Source organism: Nocardioides luteus, from assembly GCF_000960475.2.
Lineage (GTDB): Bacteria > Actinomycetota > Actinomycetes > Propionibacteriales > Nocardioidaceae > Nocardioides > Nocardioides luteus_A.
Genome location: NZ_JZDQ02000003.1, coordinates 138902 through 154997 on the forward strand (window position 1 = coordinate 138902; position 16096 = coordinate 154997).

Below are 16096 nucleotides of genomic sequence, written 5' to 3' on the forward strand. Positions count from 1 at the left end.
TCTTCGGTTGTATGTGCTGTTGTGCTGCCTGACGACTAGGGCAGCCTGCTGGAGGTTCTGCTGCCGTCTGGCCGGACCGTCACAGCCCGCTTCTCGAACGGCTCGAGCGAGCGGTGCGCCCAGATGCGGAAGAGCCGGTGGTCTTCCGCGATCCGGATCTCGGCGCACGGCTCGTAGTCCTTCTCGATCGCGGTCTCCACCCAGCCGCCGCGCGCCATCGCGGTCGTCTGCAGCACCACCGGGACCTCTCCGCCGGTCATCATCGCCGTCAGCTGCTCCTTGTTGCGGTCGAAGTCGTAGTGGAACAGGTAGAACGGCGTCGGGTTCTCCACCTCGAGGGCGTCGTACAACGACAGCTGGTTGCCCAGCACGAAAGCGGTACGGCCACCCTGCAGGCACCGTGTCATCTCGGGTCGGATGGCGTCCGCCCAGACATCGGCGGCCTCGAACTGACGACTGTCCCGGCTCATGTCGTGGACGTGATCGACGGCTGCCGCCAGGGGAACCATTCCCAGAACGACGCCGGCACCCGCAGAGACGGCGATCAGCCTCGCCCGCTGCTTCGCGCCGATCATCATGATGCTGACGAGGAGCACGAGGATCACCGGACCGACGAGGCTGTGGGCACCGAATCCGAAGGCCAGAGCTGCACCCACCCACGCCGCCCCCACCGCGAACCCCACGACGGCGGTCGCCACCTGCCAGCCGGACACGGACCTCGGCCGGATCGGCAACGAGATCTGGTCCCTGCGGTCGTACACGTCGCAGAGGACGAGGACCAGAGCCGCGAACACCAGCGCACTCACGGTCTCGGCATGCCCGGGCCCAGGACGCCGGATGGGGATGGTCGCGAGCAGAAGAGCACACAGCGCGAGGAACCGTGTCGGGTCGCTCGCCAGACGCCAGATGACCGGCACGAACATCAGCAGGAGGAGGAACGGATAGACAGCGACGATCTCGTAGCCCTCCCCGTCGGAAGGTACGTCGAAGAAGGGCCATCCGAAGTGCTTCGGAAACTGCTGGGCCTGACCGAAGACGACCTGGCGGTTGAGCTCGGCGAGGCTCATCCCGTAGCCGATCCGGTAGAACAGCACCTCCGACACGAATCCGGCCAGGATTCCGGCGGCGAGTGCGGCAGATCGTGCCAGTCGCTCCCGCGCCGATGCCTTCTCCCGCCCGACGAGCTCGTACAGCCCCGCCGCTCCGGTCAGCAGGATCGCCAGCTCGACGTGCTGCCAGAAGAGGGCGGCCGGCACCAGGAACCGCACGGCCAGCGACCACCGTCCGGAGTCGAGCCGGCCTCCGGGCAGGAGGATGAACGCGAAGACGACCGGGAGGACGTACTTCACCTGAGCGGGTGACGCGAGCGTCAGGACGGCCAGGGCCATGGCGACCATCGCTGCCGGATGTACGCGTCTGCGCAGCCCGATCGCGGCCACGAGGACGGCAGCCAGGGTGACGGCGAAGAACCGCCCCAGCAAGAACTCCCACCACAGCGGGTCACCGCCGGCCAGGCGATAGATCAGGCTGTTCACCCACCACGAGCCGGCGTTCCAGCCGTGCTGGAAGTCGACCAGCGGAACCGCGCCCTCCGCCGTGAGCTTGCCGAGGTAGTACTGCGCTCCCCTGTCCCCGGTCAACGGCTCCATCTGCGCGGTGAGGGTGTAGGCGGCGTCCACGACGGCGACGACCACGATCACCGCGAAGGTCGCCCACCTGACCGGGCCGACGGGCTCACCCGCTCGACCTCCGTACGAGGGGGTTGCCGTGGTCTCCGCATCGAGCATGGTCCGAAAGTACGCGCTGCCGCAGGCGACCGGGGGCGGATCGCCGGGACGTACGTCCTGAAGCAGTGCTCGACCGGGGCGAGGTCAGCCCTTCGGAGTCGGGATCGCCTCGCCCTGGCGGATCGTGAGGTCGCGCTGGTCGATCGTGCCGCGGGACTTGTGGGTCCAGATGGTGACGGTGGTGGCCTGCTTCTCGATCCTCACGATCGAACAGGGCACGTAGTCGGCGTGGATCGCATCGGTCAACCACGGCTGCGGAGTGTGCAGCGGCATCGTCTCGATGATGACCGGGATCGAGCCGTCCTCGAGCTGAGGCACCAGCACGTCCTCGTACTGCGCGAAGTCGTAGTGGAACAGGTAGTAGGGCGTCGGGTTGGTGATGTCGAGGGTGTCGTAGAGCTGGAGGTAGTTGGGCATCACCAGGGCCTCGCGGGTGCCACCGCTGCAGCGTTCGTACTCCGGGCCCGCCCAGCGGGTGATCGCGTCGGTCACCTGGAAGGACTTCGCGTCGCGGCGCATGTCGTCGAGGTGGTCGACCGAGGCGAGAGCGGGTACGCCGCCGAGCACGACCAGCGCACCGGCGGAGACCGCGGCGGTGGCGCCGCGCAGGAACGCTCCACCCGCGACGGCGCCGGCCACCGCCAGGGCCACGAGGAGCACGGCGCCCGCCATGCTCTGCAGGCCGAAGCCGATCCAGAGGGTGGCAGCCGCCCACAGGACGCCGGCCCCTGCGAGCGGTAGCGCGATGAGGGACCGGGTTGGTTTCGACACCGACTCGCTCGTGCCTCGCGAGTCCGGCTCGACCAGCGGAGGGCGACAGAGCTCGGCGACGACGAGCACGACGGCGAGGAGGACGAGGGCGGAGACGGTGGTGGTGTGGGGGTTGTCGACGCGCCGGATCGGGACGACGACGAGGACCAGCCCGGCCAGCGCGATCAGCCGGGTGGAGTCCGAGATCCGCTGCCACACCAACGGCACGAACGGCAGCAGGAGCGCGAACGGGTAGAGCGCCAGGATGAAGTAGCGCCCCGACTCCGTCGGCAGGTCGAAGAAGTTCCACACGGCATACTGCGAACCCTCGTGCGTCGCCGTCTGGCCGAGGATCACCTGCCGGTTGAAGTCGGCGAAGGAGAGCCCCCACAGGACCTTGTACGCCGCCGCCTCGACGACGAGACCGAGCACGAACCCACCGGCCAGCTGCACGCAGCTGAGGATCCGGGTGCGCCAGGGCGCGCCGCGCCGCGCGAAGAGCTCGAAGAGGCCCGAGGCGCCGGTGAGGAGCACGGCCAGCTCGACGTACTGCCAGAAGACCAGCGCCGGGAGCAGCACCCGCGCGGCCGCGGCCAGGCGCGGCCGCGACTCGAGCCGACCGGTCGGCAGCAGGACGAAGACCCACAGCAGGCAGATCGTGTACTTGATGTGCAGCGGGGTCGCCAGCAGCAGCACCCCGAGCGCGACCGCGACCATGACGGCCGGGTGCAGCCGCAGCCGGAGCCCGATGGCGGCGGCGAGGACGGCGCCGAGGCCCGCGCCGAGGAGGCGGCCCCAGAGGAAGTACCAGATCGTCGGCGACCCGGAAGCGATCGCGTAGAGGACCGCGGAGACCCAGAAGGAGCCGGCGTTCCAGCCGTGCTCGAAGTCGACCAGCGGGATCGCGCCGTGGGCGGTGATCTCGGCGAGGTGGTACTGGGCGCCGAAGTCCTGGGTCAGGAAGGTGCCGTTCTGGGCGCCGACCGAGTAGGCCGACCAGACCAGCGCCAGCACACACACCCCGGCGAAAGTCGCCCAGCGCACGATCCCCACACCTTCGGTCTGCTCCCCCGATGTCGCCATGAGGAGGACCCTAGATCACCCCTTGGTCAGGACCGACGTGCGCTCCGGGTAGGGCAGGGTCGGGGTGAGGCCGGCGTGGATGGCCTCCTTCATCCCCGAGGCGGCGATGGCCTCGATGTAGCGCTTGCGACGGCTGTTGTCGAAGACGATGATCCCGCCGGGAGCGAGCCGGTCCTTGGCCTTCTCCAGGCAGGCCTCGCGGGCGCGCCCGTCGATCACCACGAGGTCGAACTCGCCGTCGACGTCGTCGATGGAGTTGACGTACGCCTCGAAGTCGAGGCCCGCGTGGCCCTCCTTCTGCGAGGGGACGACAGGGTTGTCGCTGGGGACCGGCTCGATCACCCGCAGCGAGATCTTCTCCTCGCCGGCGAGCTCGGCCTGCATCATCTCGCCGAAGCCCTTGTGGTGCTCGACGGAGTGGATCTCGTCGGCGCGGCGGGAGAGCCAGATGGTGGAGGCGCCGGACCCGTACTCGTAGACCCGGATCGGGCGCTCCCGCTCGCTCAGCCAGGCGTCGACGGCGGTGATCGCGTCGTAGGTCCACCACGGCACGTCCAGCTTCGCCATCGCCAGGGAGTCGTAGACCTTGGTGAGCGAGTGGGCCCAGTGGCGCCAGCGCTGCTCGACCGGCGGCGCCGTCTCCTTCGCGAGCCCCGTCTTCGTCAGCCCGCGACCGACGGCCTTGAGGGAAGCGGCGTAGGACTGCTTGGCCAAGGACAGAGGGGAACGGCCTGAGGTGGACATTGATCTCCAGAGAAAGAATGACGGGCAGCGCTGATAGACGATACCGGCGAACCGTGCCCGTTACTCGGAACGTTCCGCCAAACGCTTGGTGAGTCGCGCGAGAACATCCGGGGGCAGGAAAGCGGACACATCCCCACCGAAGGTGGCCATCTCCTTGATCAGCGAGGAGGAGACCGCCGCCCAGCGCGGGTCGTTGAGCAGGAAGACCGTCTCGACGCCGGTCATGTGGGCGTTCATCTGCGCCATCGGCGCCTCGTACTCCAGGTCGGGTGCCCCGCGCAGGCCCTTCACGATCGCCTGGGCGTCGATCTCGACGCAGAAGTCGGTGACCAGGCCGGTGAACCCCTGGACCCGTACGTTGCCGAGCGAAGCGGTCATCTCGGAGATCATCTCCATCCGCTCCTCGGGCGTGAACAGGCGCTTCGACTTCGACGGGTTGACCCCGACCGCGACGACGACCTCGTCGAACATCGCCGAGGCGCGGGTGAAGATGTCGAGGTGGCCGAACGTGGGCGGGTCGAACGACCCGGGGCACACCGCGCGACGCGTCATTGCTTCATCTCTCCTTGTTCAGATCCGGTCGGTCCGGTCACTCCGGCGCCGTGCCGTACCAGAGGGTGGTCTCGCCGTACTTCTTCGACCGCTGGTCGGTGAAACCGTCGGGCCAGACGGGCTCGGGGCTGCGGGCGGAACGCTCGACGACCACCAGCGCGCCCGGCACCAGCCAGCCGTGCTTGACCAGCAGCGCGATGTCCTCGGAGACCGCGTCGTCCGAGAGCGGGTAGGGCGGGTCGAGGAAGACCATGTCGTAGGGAGCCGCCGGCGGCGTCACCAGGGTGCTCGCCACGGTGGCCGCGACCACGTCGGCCCGCGGGAAGCCGAGCTCCTTCGCGTTGGAGCGGATCACCCCGGCCGTACGCCGGTCCGACTCGACCAGGGTCACCACGCCGGCGCCGCGCGACCATGCCTCCAGCCCGACCGCGCCGGTGCCGGCGTAGAGGTCGAGGAAGCGCAGGCCGGCCAGCGAGCCGTAGGCGGACTCGATCGCCGAGAAGAGCGCCTCGCGGACCCGGTCGGTGGTGGGACGGGTCCGCACCCCTTTGGGTGCGAGCAGGCGCCGCCCTCCTGCGACGCCTCCGATGATCCGAGTCATTGGGACACCTTAGGACTTCTCGAGGTAGTCGGCCGAGGCGGACTCCTCGATCTCGGCGACCCGCTCGGCCAGGAGCGGCGCGGTGGTCAGATCCGCGTCCTGCTCCAGGAGGGACTCGGCCGCCTCGCGTGCCTGCAGGATGGTCTCCTCGTCGCGGAGCACGCGCAGGCTCTCCAGGCTCGACCGCCGTCCCGACTGGGAGGCGCCGAGCACGTCTCCCTCGCGGCGCTGGTCGAGGTCGACGCGGGAGAGGGCGAACCCGTCGGTGGTCCCGGCGACCGCGTCGAGGCGGGTCCTGGCCGGGGTGCCGGCCTCGGCGTGGGAGACCAGCAGGCACAGCCCGTGCAGCCCACCACGGCCGACCCGGCCGCGCAGCTGGTGGAGCTGGGAGACACCGAAGCGGTCGGCGTCGAGGATGACCATGGTGGTGGCGTTGGGTACGTCCACGCCGACCTCGATCACCGTGGTGGCGATCAGCACGTCGATGTCGCCGGCGGCGAAGGCGCTCATGGTGCGCTCCTTCTCCTCGGCGGGGAGCTTGCCGTGGAGCTTGGCGACGTTCAGCCCCTGCAGCGGACCGCTGGTCAGCTCCTCGGTGACCTCGTCGACGGCGGAGAGCTGGCCCTTGACGGAGGCGACCTCGTTGCCGTCGGCGTCGAAGTCGCGCTGGTCGCTCTCGCCCTGCTCGGACTCGTCGCCGCTGATCCGCGGGGCGACGACGTAGACCTGGTGGCCCTTCTCCACCTCTTCCCGGACCCGTTCCCAGACCCGGGCGATCCAGGCGGGGTGGTCGACGAGCGAGACCAGGTTGGTCTGGATCTCGGCGCGGCCGGCCGGAAGCTCGGTCAGCGTGGAGACCTCGAGGTCGCCGAAGACGGTCATCGCGACCGTGCGCGGGATCGGCGTCGCGGTCATGACCAGCAGGTGCGGCGGGGTGCCGGCCTTGTCGGTCAGCGCGGCCCGCTGCTCGACGCCGAAGCGGTGCTGCTCGTCGACGACCACCAGACCGAGGTCGTCGAACATCACCTGGTCCTGCAGCAGCGCGTGGGTGCCGACGACGATCCCGGCCTCGCCGGTGGCGATCCGGCTCAGCGGCCCCTTGCGCTGGGTCTTGGTCATCGAGCCGGTGAGCAGCTCGACGTGGGTCTGCTCCTGGTCGCCCGCGAAGAGCCCACCGGCCAGGCCGCTGGCGGCCAGGTCGCCGAGCATCGCGGTGATGGAGCGGTGGTGCTGCTGGGCGAGCACCTCGGTCGGCGCCAGCAGCGCTGCCTGGCCGCCGGAGTCGACGACCCGCAGCATCGCCCGCAGGGCGACCAGCGTCTTACCGGAGCCGACCTCGCCCTGCAGCAGGCGGTTCATCGGGTGCGGCTGGGCCAGCGCGGTCTCGAGCTCCTTGCCGATCTCCTCCTGTCCCCGGGTGAGGGTGAACGGCAGCCGCTCGTCGAAGGCCTCGAGCAGGTGATGGACCCCGCCGGTGCGAGCGGTCGTGCCCAGCGCCTGGAGCGCCCTCCTCCGCCGGCCGAGGACCAGCTGCAGCCCGAGCGCCTCCTCGAACCGGAACCGGTGCTGGGCGCGCTGGACGTCCTTGAGCTCATGGGGCGCGTGGATCAGGTCGAGGGCCTCGCGCAGCCCCGGGACGGCGTACGTCTCCCGGAGCTGCTCCGGGAGCACGTCGGTGACGTCCTCGACGACCTGCCGGGCGAACCGCACCGCGCGCATCACGTCCCAGTGCTGGAGCCCCGCGGTGAGCGGGTAGATGGGGAAGAGCTCGGTCAGCTCCTCGACGGCCATCTGGTTGTCGGCCGCCTCGGCGGCGTTCTCGGAGTCGGAGGGGTCGCCGAAGACGACCATCTGCGGGTTGGCCAGCTGCCACTCGCCGCGGAACGATCCGGCCTTGCCGACGAAGACGCCCCGGACACCGGGGGCGAGCACGCCCCGACGCCACTCGGCGATCCGCTGCGACTTGGAGAAGAAGGTGAGCTGCAGGTCGGCGTCGCCGGCCTTGAGCTGGGTCTCGACCCGGTAGGCGGGCCGGCCGGTGCGGCGGTCGGTGTGCTGGCGGACGACGCTGCGGACCACCTCGCCGAGCACGGTGAGCATCTCGCCCTCGTGCAGCTGGGGCGTCTGGCTGAGGTCGGCGGTGCGCAGGTAGCGCCGCGGGAAGTGGTAGAGCAGGTCGCCCACGGTGCGCAGCCCGAGACCCTTGGTGAACTTCGTGGCGTGCTTGCTGTTGCCCAGCACGGCCTCGATCGGGGACTCGAGGGTGATCGCCACCGTCTCTGCTCCTCTACTCGACCGACATCAGGAGGGGGTAACGCTCCTGGCCTCCGTCGTACACCATCACATCAACGGCCGGATGGTTGGCAGCCAGCCACGCCGCCACACGCTGGGCGAGCTCGCCGGTGGGGTCCTCCAGGCCGGAGACCAGCGTGACCAGCTCGCCACCACCGCCGATGAGCCGGGCGAGGACGTAGGTCGCACATTTCTCCAGGTCCTGGCCGACCTTGACGAAGTCTCCGTCGAGCACCCCGAGCGCGTCGCCCGGCATGCACGGCCCGGCCATCGTAATCGCTCGGGTGTTCGAGATGGTGACCGCACCGTGCCGCGCGTGTCGCGCGGTGGCCGTCATCTCCAGCACGTCCTTGTCGAACTTCCGGCCCGGCTCGTGGACCGCGATCGCCGCCAGCCCCTGCACCTGGCTGCGGGTCGGGATCACCGCCACGTTGATGTCGAGGTCGTCCTCGGCGGTGCGCGCGGCGGCCTCGGCCGACTGCCGGGTCGGCGCGTCGTTGGGGAGCACGATCACCTCGGAAGCACCGGAGGCGGTGATCGCCTCGAGCAGCTCCGAGGTCGTCGGCCGCCGGTGGGGGCCGCCCTCGATCACGATCGCGCCGGCACCGCGGAAGAGCTCGGCCAGACCCGGCCCGGCCGCGAACGCGATCACCGCCCGGCCGCTGCGGGTGGCGTGCCGGTGGGCTTGGCCCGCGATCTGCTCGGCGAAGTGGGTCACGTGGATCCGGTGCGGCCGCCCGGCGCTGATCCCGGCCTCGATGGCGGCGCCGACGTCGTCGACGTGGACGTGCACGTTCCAGATGCCCTCGCCGCCGACGACGACCAGCGAGTCGCCCAGCGGCTGGAGCCGCTTGCGCAGGTCGGGGATCGCGGCGTCCTCGGCATCGAGGAGGTACATCACCTCGTAGGCCGGACCACCGGGCTCCAGCAGATGGCCGTCGCCCGCGTCGACGCCCGCCGCCGGGATCGGGATGGGGATGTGCGGGGCCTGCGGGCTCGGGCGGCGCCCGGTCAGCGCGGTGTCGAAGGCGTCGAGGAGCACGCAGATCCCGCGGCCGCCGGCATCGACGACCCCGGCGGCGGCGAGCGTGGACAGCTGCTCCTGCGTACGGGCGAGAGCGGCGCGGGCCGCGCTGGCGGCCACCGACATCACGTCACGGGTGCGCGCGGTCTCGTCGATCTCGACACACGCCTCGGCCGCGTCCGCGGCGGCGCGGAGCACGCTGAGCATGGTGCCTTCCTGGGGCTCCCCCACCGCGGCGTACGCAGCGTTGGCGGCCTTGCGCAGGGCGTCGGCGAAGACCGCGGCGGTGCGCTCCTCCTCGGTGGCCTGGATCAGGCGGCGCAGCAGCGCGCCGATCATCTCGGCCAGGATCACGCCCGAGTTCCCCCGGGCGTCCAGCAGCGCGCCGCGCGAGAAGGCGCGCAGCCCCTCGCGCCAGTCGGTGCCGGTGAACTCGCGCAGCCGGTCACGGGCCGCGGCGATGGTCAGGTAGAGGTTGGTGCCGGTGTCGCTGTCGGGCACCGGGAAGACGTTGAGCGCGTCGATCTCCTCGCGGTGCGACGCGAGCGCGTCGGTCGCCAGGTCGCCGAACCGGCGGAACAGATCGAGCTTGACCTCGGCCACGCTGCCCTCCCTACTCCTCGACACCCCTACACACAGCCAGACGCCGTGACGACGGACACATCGTCCGGCATCGCGGCCCCAAGGTTAGGCGGTGCCTGGGTACGGGGTAAACGACGGGTGAACAAATCCAAGGCTGCAGCAAAGACACGAGCGAGTAACAAGTTGTGCCGCGTCACGCCCCACGCGGGTGACGATCCATCCCTAGTGTGGAGACTTCCCTACGCCGAAGGACCCCCGGATGTCGATTCCGACCACGACCCCACGCGCCCGTCGCGTCGCCGAAATCTTCGACTTCTCCGCCGGCCGCGGACTGGAGATCGGACCGCTGCACAAGCCGCTCGTCCCCCGTGATGCGGCCGACGTGTCCTATCTCGACCTCTACGACCGCGACCGGCTCTACGAGACCAACATCGACAACCCCAACGTGACCCGGGAGGCCATCCCCGAGATCGACCACCCGATGTGGGACGGCACCAGGATGCGTACGCTCGAGGAGGCCGCCAAGGAGGGCGCGCCCTTCGACTGGGCACTGGCCAGCCACGTCGTCGAGCACGTGCCCGACCTGGTGGGCTGGCTCGGGCAGGTCGAGGCCGTCATCGCGCCCGACGGCGCCCTCGTTCTCGTCGTCCCCGACCGGCGCTACACCTTCGACGCGCACCGCCCGCCCACGACGACGGGCCAGATCCTGCAGGCCCACGAGGCCGGCGACACCATCCCGTCCGTGCGCGCCGTCTTCGACCACCACCGCTCAGCGGTCAGCCACGACCCCAAGCGGCTCCACCACCGCGGGCCCAGCGAGGCCGAGACCTGCATCCACGACCTCGGTTACACGTTGGCCCAGGTCGAGCGGGCCCGCCGCGGCGAGTACGTCGACTGCCACGTCTGGACCTTCACCGACCGCTCGTTCCCCGAGATCATCGCCGAGCTGCGCCGCCTCGGGCTGACCGGCTGGTCCGTCGAGTCCCTCCTGCCCGTGCCCGAGAACGACATCGAGTTCTACGTCGTCCTGCGACGTGGCCTCTCCCCCGAGCTCCCCTCGGTGCCCGCCGTCCCGGACTGGGTAGAGCAGGGCCTCGAGCTGCGCGACGAGGTCGCCCGGCTCCGTGAGGTCGTCGCGGACCAGCGGCGGCGGCTCGAGTCGCAGCGCAAGCAGTTCGCCGGTCAGCGTGCCGAGATCGACGATCTGCGCGGGTCGAAGCGGTGGAAGCTGGCCACCGCGCTGGCCTCGCCGCTGGACAGGTGGCGCGATCGCCGCTCGGGCGAGTGACGATTTCGCCGGGCACAGCCGGACGGGCTACGCTTGTTCGGTTGTCTCGGCTGGGCAGCCGTTCATCGCGCTCGCCGGCAATATCATTCGACCTCGATCATCTATTCAACCTCAGGAGTTCACGGTGGCTGCCGTCTGCGACATCTGCGACAAGAAGCCGGGCTTCGGCAACAACCGGCCGTGGTCCAAGAAGGCGACCAGGCGCCGCTTCGACCCCAACATCCAGCGCGTCCGTGCCGTCATCAACGGCACCCCGAAGCGTATGAATGTCTGCACGACCTGCATCAAGGCCGGCAAGGTTTCACGCTGAGGCAGCACGAAGGGCCCCGCGGCAGCGCGCAAGCGCTGTAGCGGGGCCCTTCTGCTGTCTCATGAAAGGCGCCGACTCGGCGCAAACGGACCGGAGCGAAGCGAGGACCGGATTGCGCCGCGTCGGCGCAAACCCGACGTAAGCCGGACCGAAAAGACCAAGCCAGACACGGATCTCTGGTCTTTCAGAAGTGTGTCCATCCCGCCGGCCCCTCGTAGACCTCACCGTCGACCGTGACCGGTTCCCCACCCGGCTCGCCGATCGTCCCGATGACGGTCCACCCCTGCGGCAGCTCGACGTCGGGCGGGAACGCCGCGAGCAGCGAGTGGTCCTCTCCCCCACCCAGCACGAACGCGAGCGCGTCGGCACCGGTCGCCGAGGCGACCGCGTTGAGCTCGTCGGGGATGGTCAGGGCCGCGGTGTGCACGTCGATGGAGACCTCCGAGGCCTCGGCGATGTGGCGCGCCTCGGACAGCAGACCGTCGGAGACGTCGATCAGCGCCGAAGCGCCGGCGGCCGCGGCGGCGGGGCCGGCTGCGTACGGCGGCTGGGGGCGGCGGTAGGCGTCGACGAGCACGCGCGGTGACCGGAACCCCCGCTTGAGGATCGCCAGGCCCGCTGCGGCCCATCCCTGGCGGCCGCACAGGGCGAGTACGTCACCGGGCTCCGCCCCCGAGCGGAGGACCGGAGCCTGGGCGACCGCGCCGATGGCGGTCACCGAGATGACGATCTGGTCGGCGCCGGTGACGTCGCCGCCGACGACGGAGGCGCCCACCAGCGAGCACTCCGCGGCGAACCCCTCCGCGAAGTCGACGGCCCACTCCGCGGGCAGATCCGACGGCACCGCGAGCCCGAGGGTCATCGAGTGCGCCACGCCGCCCATCGCGGCGATGTCGGCGAGGTTCTGCCCCGCCGCCCGGTGGCCGATGTGGGAGGCCTCGGCCCAGTCGCGCCGGAAGTGGCGGCCCTCGACGAGCAGGTCGGTCGAGACCACGACGTGACCCTGCTTGACCCGCAGCAGCGCCGCGTCGTCGCCGGGGCCGACCAGCACGTGCTCCCCCTGTGCGAAGTGCTTGGTCATCTCGGTGATCAGCCCGAACTCACCGACGTCGGCGAGTGTCGTGTCCCTCGGAAAAGCCATACCTGTATCCAACCCTCCCGGCGATGCGCGGAGATACCGGGACACGCATCACTCGTCTTATCCCCAGGGTCGGTGTAGGTCGAGCGACAGATAACGCGATAGGTTACATGCCTGACGTTGTGCCAAGGAAGGCACGGAGAACAGGAGCAGCACCATGGTCGTACAGGCGTACATCCTCATCCAGACCGACGTCGGCAAGGCCGCAGAGGTCGCCACCGAGATCGGCAAGATCCAGGGCGTGACCCTGGCTGAGGACGTCACCGGTCCGTACGACGTGATCGTCCGCGCCGAGGCCCGTAACGTCGACGAGCTCGGCAAGATGGTCGTGGCTCGCGTCCAGAGCCTCGAAGGCATCACCCGCACCCTGACCTGCCCGGTCGTCCACATCTGAGATTCCGAGCCTTGTCCGGAGCTTGCTCCGGACAAACGCGAGGAGGTCGAGCGAGCGCGCGGCTGAGCTTGCGAAGCCGCGACTGCGGGTCGAGACCCGCGTTTCCAATAACTCTTTCGCCGTCTGTTAGAACGAACTCATGAGCACACCTCCTCTTTCCGGACCCGTCGCCGTCATCGCCGGTGGGTTGAGCCACGAGCGCGACGTGTCGCTGGCCTCGGGCCGCAACCTCGTGCGCGAGCTGTCGGCGCTGGGCGTGGAGGTGGCTGCGTACGACTTCGACCGGGCGCTGCTGCACAACCTCGAGCGCGACAAGGCGGTCGTGGCGCTGCCGGCTCTGCACGGCCAGTTCGGTGAGGACGGCGAGATCCAGACGCTCCTGGAGCTGATCGGGATCCCGTACGTCGGCACCGTCTCGACCTCCTGCCGCGTCGCGTTCGACAAGACGGCCGCCCGCGAGCTCCTGCGCCGCGGGGGCATCCCGGTGCCGGACTCGGTCTCGCTGTCGTCCACGACGTTCCGCGACGTCGGCGCGCCGGTGCTGATGGAGCACGTCATCTCGCGGCTGGGCGAGCGCGTCGTGGTCAAGCCCTCGCGCGGCGGCTCGGCCCTCGGCGTCACCGGCGTCGACGGCCTCTCCGCCCTGCCCGCGGCCCTGGTCAAGACGTACGCCTACTGCGACGAGGCGCTCATCGAGCGTTTCTACGCCGGGATCGACGTCTCCGTGGTCGTCCACGAGACCGACGAGGGCACCAAGCCGCTGACGCCGATCGCCATCGACTTCAGCAAGGGCCACGAGTTCGACTTCGCGGCGCGCTACACCGCCGAGTTCGTCGGCTTCGGCCGCCCCGACCTCCCCGACGCGCTGATCGCCGAGCTCGGCGAGACCGCCGTACGCGCCCACGAGCTGCTCGGCATGCGCGACATCTCCCGCACCGACTTCATGGTCACCCCCGACGGCAGCTTCGTCGTCCTCGAGGTCGCCATCACCCCCGGTGCCACCGAGACCAGCGTCTTCCCCTTCGCCGCCAAGCACGACGGCACCTCCATGGGCGAAGTCACCCTCGCCCTCCTCAAGCGCGCCCTCTCCCGCTGACGCGGGCGGGCGTGGGATACCCGGCCGGCCGGGTATCCCTGGACTGGGCAGGCACTGAAACACCCGCCAAGTCCACGAAGTGCCCGTCATGTGTCCCCGAGAATCTCGCCATTCGGCTGTCGGGGTCTGCGTCAAGCCGCCGAGCGCGCAAAAGCAGCCCGAATCTTGGCGGCAACCCGCTCCGGGTTGGATAGGTCAGCCCAGGTCAGTCGAATGCACCGCCAACCGGTGAGGTCCTCGATCATCTCCTGTCGACGTTTCTCTCTCAGCACGACGTCGGTGGCCGACTCGCCCTCGCGCAGCAGTTCCTGATACTTGATGCGCCCGTCGAATTCGACCCAGACTCCGTGCTCAGGCCACGCGAAATCGAGCCGAGCGACGATGTTTCCGGACTCGTCGTTCACCTCGTACTGAGGGCATGGCATGGGTAGGCCTTGAGCAAAGCACAGATGGAGCACCCTTCCTTCACCGACCGACTCGATGCGTCCGTCCGCGAGCCGGAGAACCAGATCAGTAGTCAGAGTCTGGGGCCAGCGATCAATCGTGCCGGCGTACCGCTGGACGAGCTGTTCCATCGTGACCAGCCTGCGATGGAGGAAGCAGCTCGCCAAGACGAGGCCGACCTCAACTCGTGCCATGGTGGTGACCTCGAGCAGCGCCCGCACCGGCGAAGTGACGTCGACATCACCGAGGCGAATGACATCACTCTCGATCAAGCGCCCACGGTGCTGCTGGATGCCGGCTTCCTTGCGCCCACTTCTTCCATCTCGCCTCGTCAGGTGCAGGTGGTGCAGGTCGAGCCCCCAGGTCGGGACCGTTTCTGGGTAGAGGGTGATCGCAGAGGCGTGGGAGATCACCACCTCCGTCTTCGCCTGCTTCACCGCGGCCCTTGCACGCACGGCATGCCTTGAGCGCTCATCGAGTGCCGCGTACGGCGCAGCGTTCACATACGCCCCGCGGCGGGCGCGAGAAAACTGGCCTGATCGGACTGCTCGCAGGATCCCGGCATCGTCGTATCCGGACGCGAGCAGTTCCCGCCGCAGCTGGATGGGCATGAGACGTACATCATCTGGTTCGAGATTCATGCCGCTCACACTGGCGATGACCTACGACATTTTCGGGCTGCCAAACTGCCGCTGTGGATAACTCGATCTCCAGATGGAGCTGTGGAGACCGATCGGCCCACGACCCACGGAGTTGGGCCACAGGTTGAGACGTTCAGAGCAACATGACAGTCACTTCATGTACTTGACGGCCGTTTCAGTGCCCGTCATGCCTAGGGATACCCGGTCAACCGGGTATCCCTAGCCCGCCGACTCGGCCTCAGCTCAGGCCGGTGAGCTTGCCGGCGATGCCGCCGGCGGCCTTGAGGGCGACGCCCTCCTCGAAGTTCCGGGTGACCTGGGGGACGTGCTTCTCGGCCTCGGCGATGGCGCTGGTGAGCACCTCGGAGGCCGGGGTGTCGGGCCACAGGTAGAGCGAGAGGGCGCCGGGGATGGAGTTGACCTCGTTGATGTAGACCTCGCCCTTGCCGTCGGAGAGGAAGTCGATGCGGAGGATGCCGGTCAGGCCGGTGAGCTCCACGACGCGTACGGCGAGGTCCTTGATCTGCTTGGTGACCGACTCCTCGACCTGGGCCGGGAACTCGCGCGGGGACGAGGAGAGACCGTCGGTGTGGACGTACTTGGCGGAGTAGTCGTACATCTTCGCCTCGTCCGAGCGCAGCGGGCGCTCGATGTCGCTCACGGCGACCTCGGGCGCGGTGCGCACCGAGGCGTTGAGGTCGAAGAGGTCGGGACGGTACGGCTCGACGACCGCGCCGGCACGCAGGTGCGGCGAGGTGTTGAGGAGCGCCAGGCCGGTCTCGTAGTCGTCGACGACCTCGATGCCGATCGAGGAGCCACCGAAGCGCGGCTTGACGATGTAGGGGCCCTCGAAGGACGGGGCGGCGTAGCGGGAGAGCAGCTCGCGCTGAAGGGACGGCAGGCCGGCGTTGAGCATGACCGCGCCGAAGGCGAGCTTGTCCATGCCGAGGGCGGCCGAGGCGGGGGTGGCGCCGGTCGCCTTCAGCCCGGCGAGCTCGAAGAGCCACTGGATGCCGCCGGCCTCGCCCGCGCCGCCGTGGAAGGCGGAGAGGATCGGGCCGGTCTCCAGACGCTTGCCGCCGCCGAAGCCGCCGACGGTGTAGAAGCCGTCGCCCTTCTCGGTGCCGAGGCGGAACTCGACGGCCTTGGAGCCCTTCGGCTCGCCGCCGAGGAAGTCACGCGCCTCCTGCTTGGCGGGCACCAGGAACCACTTGTCCGAGCGCGCCCAGTAGAGGCACGTCACCTCGACGCCCGCACCGGAGAGGACCCGCTCGGCCTGCAGGCCGGTGAGGATGCTGATGTCGTGCTCGGCGCTGGGACCGCCGAAGACGATGGTGGCCTTGGTTACGCTCATGGTGAAAGCTCCTGGG

14 protein-coding genes are annotated in these 16096 nt (G+C 69.5%); 4 read left to right on the forward strand and 10 right to left on the reverse strand.

The annotated features are described in order from the left end of the window. Window positions 1-35: 35 nt before the first annotated feature. The 7 genes from UG56_RS02925 to UG56_RS02955 all read right to left on the reverse strand — a co-directional run bounded on the left by UG56_RS02925 (window position 36) and on the right by UG56_RS02955 (window position 9436). The gene (locus UG56_RS02925; protein ID WP_045548385.1) at window positions 36-1787 is read right to left on the reverse strand and encodes a hypothetical protein; all 1752 of its coding nucleotides are present in this window, start codon (window positions 1785-1787) and stop codon (window positions 36-38) included. Window positions 1788-1871: 84 nt separating this feature from the next. Further along, window positions 1872-3620: a hypothetical protein gene (locus UG56_RS02930; RefSeq protein WP_143054885.1), complete on the reverse strand. Its 1749-nt coding sequence runs from the start codon at window positions 3618-3620 to the stop codon at window positions 1872-1874. Between the two features lie 15 nt (window positions 3621-3635). Then, window positions 3636-4334 (reverse strand): class I SAM-dependent methyltransferase, encoded by a 699-nt coding sequence (locus UG56_RS02935; protein ID WP_045548383.1) that lies wholly within the window; start codon window positions 4332-4334, stop codon window positions 3636-3638. 90 nt (window positions 4335-4424) lie between these two features. Beyond that, on the reverse strand, window positions 4425-4916 hold the full coding sequence (gene coaD, locus UG56_RS02940; protein ID WP_045548382.1) for a pantetheine-phosphate adenylyltransferase: 492 nt from the start codon (window positions 4914-4916) through the stop codon (window positions 4425-4427). Window positions 4917-4953: 37 nt separating this feature from the next. Beyond that, window positions 4954-5517: a 16S rRNA (guanine(966)-N(2))-methyltransferase RsmD gene (gene rsmD / locus UG56_RS02945; protein ID WP_045548381.1), complete on the reverse strand. Its 564-nt coding sequence runs from the start codon at window positions 5515-5517 to the stop codon at window positions 4954-4956. A 9-nt stretch (window positions 5518-5526) separates the two neighbouring features. After that, on the reverse strand, window positions 5527-7791 hold the full coding sequence (locus tag UG56_RS02950; protein ID WP_084100400.1) for an ATP-dependent DNA helicase RecG: 2265 nt from the start codon (window positions 7789-7791) through the stop codon (window positions 5527-5529). A gap of 13 nt (window positions 7792-7804) precedes the next feature. Then, window positions 7805-9436, reverse strand: coding sequence for a DAK2 domain-containing protein (locus UG56_RS02955; protein ID WP_071326847.1), 1632 nt, complete (start codon window positions 9434-9436; stop codon window positions 7805-7807). Window positions 9437-9674: 238 nt separating this feature from the next. Between UG56_RS02955 and UG56_RS02960 the strand changes: the two genes are divergently transcribed. Then, window positions 9675-10703 (forward strand): class I SAM-dependent methyltransferase, encoded by a 1029-nt coding sequence (locus UG56_RS02960; RefSeq protein WP_045550406.1) that lies wholly within the window; start codon window positions 9675-9677, stop codon window positions 10701-10703. A gap of 124 nt (window positions 10704-10827) precedes the next feature. After that, window positions 10828-11013 (forward strand): 50S ribosomal protein L28, encoded by a 186-nt coding sequence (gene rpmB, locus UG56_RS02965; RefSeq protein WP_045550407.1) that lies wholly within the window; start codon window positions 10828-10830, stop codon window positions 11011-11013. 184 nt (window positions 11014-11197) lie between these two features. On the opposite strand, the gene UG56_RS02970 is transcribed toward rpmB, so the two are convergent. Further along, complete coding sequence (locus UG56_RS02970) at window positions 11198-12154, reverse strand: thiamine-phosphate kinase (RefSeq protein WP_045550408.1); 957 nt, start codon at window positions 12152-12154, stop codon at window positions 11198-11200. Window positions 12155-12308: 154 nt separating this feature from the next. Between UG56_RS02970 and UG56_RS02975 the strand changes: the two genes are divergently transcribed. Continuing rightward, entirely contained in the window at window positions 12309-12545 is a 237-nt protein-coding gene (locus UG56_RS02975; protein WP_008358330.1) for an Lrp/AsnC family transcriptional regulator, read from the forward strand. 139 nt (window positions 12546-12684) lie between these two features. Then, a complete protein-coding gene (locus UG56_RS02980) occupies window positions 12685-13641 on the forward strand; it encodes a D-alanine--D-alanine ligase family protein (RefSeq protein ID WP_045550409.1) in 957 nt (318 codons plus the stop codon). Window positions 13642-13772: 131 nt separating this feature from the next. On the opposite strand, the gene UG56_RS02985 is transcribed toward UG56_RS02980, so the two are convergent. Next, window positions 13773-14726 carry a hypothetical protein gene (locus tag UG56_RS02985; RefSeq protein ID WP_143054886.1) on the reverse strand — a complete coding sequence of 318 codons (954 nt, stop codon included), beginning with the start codon at window positions 14724-14726 and terminating at the stop codon, window positions 13773-13775. 238 nt (window positions 14727-14964) lie between these two features. Next, window positions 14965-16080 (reverse strand): hypothetical protein, encoded by a 1116-nt coding sequence (locus UG56_RS02990; RefSeq protein ID WP_045550411.1) that lies wholly within the window; start codon window positions 16078-16080, stop codon window positions 14965-14967. Between the last annotated feature and the right edge of the window lie 16 nt (window positions 16081-16096).